The sequence below is a fragment of the Burkholderia sp. COPS genome, from assembly GCF_019425585.1.
GTDB classification, from domain to species: domain Bacteria; phylum Pseudomonadota; class Gammaproteobacteria; order Burkholderiales; family Burkholderiaceae; genus Burkholderia; species Burkholderia cepacia.
This window is the reverse complement of record NZ_WIXR01000091.1, coordinates 1-4,209: the sequence shown is the minus strand read 5'-3', so window position 1 is coordinate 4,209 and position 4,209 is coordinate 1. Positions and strand designations below refer to the sequence as shown.

Below are 4,209 nucleotides of genomic sequence, written 5' to 3'. Positions count from 1 at the left end.
GGGGGGGCGGGGCGGGGGGGGGCAGGGGGCGCCGGGGCAGCCCGCCGAGGAGGCGCGGGTCGAGGCGGCGGGGGCGGGCGGGGCGCCGGACGCAGCCGCGGGCAGGGCGGGGCGGGCCGGGGTCGGACGGGGGAGCCTGGGCGGTGCGGACATCGAGGTGGTGGGGGGTGTCGCCGACCGCGCGGCGGCTGGCGCGATCCTGCCGCGCGGTCGGCGACACGCTGCAGCACGTCGATGTCGGCACCGCTGAGGCTGCGCTGTGCGAGCGCGGCCCGGCGCGCGATGTCGGTGGCTGCGTCGGGCGGCAGGCGCGTGAGCGACGCATAGACGGTCGCGTAGTCGGTGGGATGCGCGAGCGCCCACTGGCCCGCGCGGGCGAGCCGCGCCAGCACGTCCGCGAGTGCCGCGCGCTTCGCGCGATCGTCGAGCGTTTCGACCGGCGACGTGAGGAACGCCAGCCCGGAATTGATGCCGCTGCCGTCACGGACGACGCGCGCGCCGCGTCGTACCGCATGCCCATAGTACGGGTCGAACGTCGCCCAGATGCCGATCCGCTTCGCCTCGAACGCGGCGAACGCGTCGACAGGCAGCACGAAGCGCACGTCGACGTCACGCGGCGCGAGGCCGTGTTCGCGCAGCGCGCCGTACAGCTGGTACTGCGAAATGCTGCCGCGCGCGGACGACACGACGACGGTCTGTCCTTTCAGGTCGGCGACCGTGCGGACCGGCGAATCGGGCTGCACGACGATGCCGAGCGATGTCGCCGAGCCGACGCGCGTCGCGACGATCCGCAACGACGGATCGCCGAGCGCGGCCGTCAGCACGGGCAGGTCGCCGGCCGGCGCGAGATCGATCGCCCCCGCACGCTGCGCCTCGAACAGCGGCGCGGCACCCTGGAAGTTGGCCCAGCGGAACCGGTAAGGCGTGCCGTCAAGCACGCGCGCGGCTTCGGCGAGCGCGCGCAGGCCGCCGGCCTGGTCGCCGAGCACGAGCGTGACGCCCGACGGGTCGGCACCCGCCGCATCGGCGGGCAGTGCGAAGCCGCCGGCGAGCGGCGCGGCGGCGAGGGCGACAAGACGCTGCAGCACGCGGCGGCGCGGCGGGGCGGAGGTTGGGTTCATCGGCGGAGTGTCCTCGGTTACCCGCGCGCAGGTGGCGCGGTTGCCGGGCAGGTTACGGAATCGGTTTCCAGCCGACAAACATCGAATCGTGCAATGCATATTCGCGCCGCGGCGGCCGGCCCGGCCGCCGTCGCCGCCGTCGCCGCCGTCGCCGCTATCGCCGCTATCGCCGCCATCGCCGCCATCGCCGCCACCGTCGCCACCGTCGCCATCGCCGCACGCGGGCGTTTCATTCAGCGTCTTGCGCGGCGGACGGAACCGTCCGCAGGAACGCGCGCACTGCCGGCGCCTTTTCGAAGCGCCGGTGCGCGAGCGCGAGTTCCGACGTGATCGGCTTGCCGGCGATCGGCCGGTACACGACACCCGGCAGCGACACGCAGCCGGCGAGCGCATCGGGAATCACCGCGACCCAGCCGTTCACGGACACGCATGCGAGCACCGCGAGCAAGCCGCCCGGGCGGGCGGCGACCAGCGGCGCGAAGCGGCCGCGGCGCGCGACTTCGAGCGTGCCGCGCTCCTGTTCGGGCACCGCGAAGCGCGCGTCGGCGAGGTCGGCCGCGCGAACGGCGGCCATCGACGCGTAGCGCGACCCGGCCGGCACGGCCGCGACGAACACGTCGCGCTGCAGCGTGACGATCCGCAGGCCGCCGGGCAGCGGCAGCGGCGGGCGGACGTACGCGAGGTCGAGGCGGCCCGTGTCGAGCTGGTTCGCGACGTCGTCCATCGGTACTTCGCGCAGGTTCAGCTCGATGCGCGGGTGCGCGTCGCGAAACGCGCCGACCGTGCGCTGCAGCGTGCCTGAATAGACGGCCGACGACACGTAGCCGATCTCGATCCTGCCGAGCTCGCCGCGCTCGGCCAGCGCCGCGAGTTCGCGGCCGCGCTGCAGGTGTTCGACCGCGGCGCGCGCTTCGGCGAGATAGGCCTCGCCGGCCGCGCTCAACGTGACCGCGCGGCGCGACCGGTGAAAGAGGCGCACGCCGAGCACGCGTTCGGCCTCCTGGATCTGCCGCGTGAGCGCGGGCGGCGCCATGTCGAGCGCCTCGGCCGCGCGGGCGAAGTGCAGGTGCTGCGCGACGCTCAGGAACGCGCGCACGTGACGGAATTCGAGCCGATCCATGATTGCAGTTTTCGTCAATAAAAAAGCGTCTGAGTGTCAATGACGGGCAATACCGGGCAAGCCTAGCATACGGTTCGTTCAACCTGTTCCGGAGTGTCCGATGTCCCAGTCTTCACCGGCGTCGCGCGCGGGCGCGGCTGCCGCCCCGCGCACGGGTGGCCGCATGCCCGCCGCCGCGACGCTCGCCGTCGCGTCTGCGACCTGCTCGCTGATCGTGCTCGACACGAACGTCGTCGCCGTGTCGCTGCCGAGCATCGCGCGCAGTTTCCACGCGAGCTTTGCCGATATCGAATGGGTCGTGAGCGCGTACATGACCGCGTTCGCCGCCTGCCTGCTGCCGGCCGGCGGGCTCGCCGACCGCTTCGGGCGCAAGCGGATGCTCGGCGCGGGGCTCGCGCTGTTCTTTCTCGCGTCGCTCGGCTGCGGCGTCGCGCCGTCGGCGGGCTGGCTGATCGCCGCGCGTGCGGTGAAGGGCGGCGGCGCCGCGCTATTGCTGACGGCCGCGCTCGCCGTGATCGCGAACCGTTTTCCGGACGGGCGTGAACGGGCGCGTGCGTGGGCGATCTGGGGCATGTGCATGGGGATCGCGACGGCCGTCGCCCCGCTCGTCGGCGGCGCGATCACGCAATGGATCGGGTGGCGCTGGGTGTTCCTGCTGAACCTGCCCGTCTGCATGCTGCTCGCGGCCGGCGCGCGCGTCGCGATCGACGAGTCGCGCGATCCGCACGCGAAGCGCGTGGATGCGGCCGGCAGCCTGTTGTTCGGCGCGGCGCTCGCGTGCGCGATCGCGGCCCTGATCGGCGCACCGTCGCACGGCTGGCTGTCGGCCGCGACGCTTGGCCGGCTCGCGCTCGCCGCCGCGCTGTTCGCGGCGTTCGTCGGCGCGGAGCGCTGGCAGGCGCGGCCGATGATCGATCTCGCGCTGTTCCGCCAGCCGCGCTTCGTCGGCGCCGTGCTCGCGATGTTCGGTTATGCGGCGTGCGCGCAGGTGATGATGACGTTCCTGCCGCTGTACCTGCAGAACGCGTTCGGGATGTCGGCGATCGACGCGGGGCTCGGGATGCTGCCGTTCGCGTTCGCGATGATCGCCGGGCCGTCGCTCGGCGCGGCGCTGGCCGCGCGCGTGTCGTCCGGCGGCGTCCTGGCGGGCGGGCTCGCGCTGATCGGCGCGGGCAACCTCGCGACCGCGGCGCTGACGGCCGCTGGCGACTACCGGCTCGTCGCGATCGGCATGTTCGTGACGGGCTGCGGCGCGGGCATCATGAACGGCGACACGCAGAAGGCGATCATGGCGTGCGTGCCGTCGAATCGCACCGGCATGGCGTCGGGCATCAGCACGACGACGCGCTTCTCGGCGATCGTGACGGCCGTCGGCGTGCTCGGCGCGGTGCTGGCGGCGAGCACGCAGGCGCGGCTCGACCGGCTGCTGTCCGCCGCGCCCGGCCTGCGCGCGTTCGCCGATGCGCCGTTCATGTCGAGCCTGCTGGCCGGCGACCTGGCGCGGGCGCTCGAGCGTGTGCCGCCGTCGGCCGCCGGTGCGCTCGCGAAGGCGGCGCCCGTCGCGTTCGCGAGCGGGTTTGCCGATGCACTGACGGTGAGCGGCGTGCTCGCGCTCGTCGTGGCCGTCGTTGCATGGAAGTTGCTTGCGCAACCGATGCGCGAGGGTGCGTGAAGGTGCGTGACGCATCGAGCGGCGCGTTGTCGCGCCTGTCGGTCGCGCCGGTCAATGCGACTTCGTCGCGTGGCGGTGGATGCGTGCCGCATGGGCGACGCGCGGCGGGTGCGATGCACGGCAATGCGTCGCCTGCCTGCGGCGCGTGCGTCGAACCGGGTCGGGCGCAGCGGCCGTAGCGGGTGCATCGGCCGTAGCGGGCGCAGCGGCCGTAGCGGGTGCATCGGCCGTAGCGGGTGTATCGACCGTAGCGGGTGTATCGGCTGTATCGGATGTATCGGACATATCGGACATAT

2 protein-coding genes and 2 pseudogenes are annotated in these 4,209 nt (G+C 73.5%); 1 reads left to right on the top strand and 3 read right to left on the bottom strand.

What is annotated here, in order from left to right:
- Positions 1-200 precede the first annotated feature (200 nt).
- Positions 201-1,121, bottom strand: a pseudogene (locus FOZ70_RS37490) (ABC transporter substrate-binding protein); the annotation flags it as partial.
- Positions 1,122-1,350: 229 nt separating this feature from the next.
- On the bottom strand, positions 1,351-2,241 hold the full coding sequence (locus tag FOZ70_RS37485) for a LysR family transcriptional regulator (protein WP_059622013.1): 891 nt from the start codon (positions 2,239-2,241) through the stop codon (positions 1,351-1,353).
- A gap of 100 nt (positions 2,242-2,341) precedes the next feature.
- On the opposite strand from FOZ70_RS37485, the gene FOZ70_RS37480 reads away from it, so the two are divergent.
- On the top strand, positions 2,342-3,913 hold the full coding sequence (locus FOZ70_RS37480) for an MFS transporter (RefSeq protein WP_219707890.1): 1,572 nt from the start codon (positions 2,342-2,344) through the stop codon (positions 3,911-3,913).
- 51 nt (positions 3,914-3,964) lie between these two features.
- Here FOZ70_RS37480 and FOZ70_RS38440 read toward each other — a convergent pair.
- A pseudogene (locus FOZ70_RS38440) lies at positions 3,965-4,129 on the bottom strand (LysR family transcriptional regulator); the annotation flags it as partial.
- Between the last annotated feature and the right edge of the window lie 80 nt (positions 4,130-4,209).

What these genes read in the sequence shown, in the direction of transcription:
- FOZ70_RS37480 (WP_219707890.1), top strand. Translation starts at nt 2,342, where the DNA reads ATGTCCCAGTCTTCACCGGCGTCGCGCGCGGGCGCGGCTGCCGCCCCG.
- FOZ70_RS37485 (WP_059622013.1), bottom strand. Translation starts at nt 2,241, where the DNA reads ATGGATCGGCTCGAATTCCGTCACGTGCGCGCGTTCCTGAGCGTCGCG.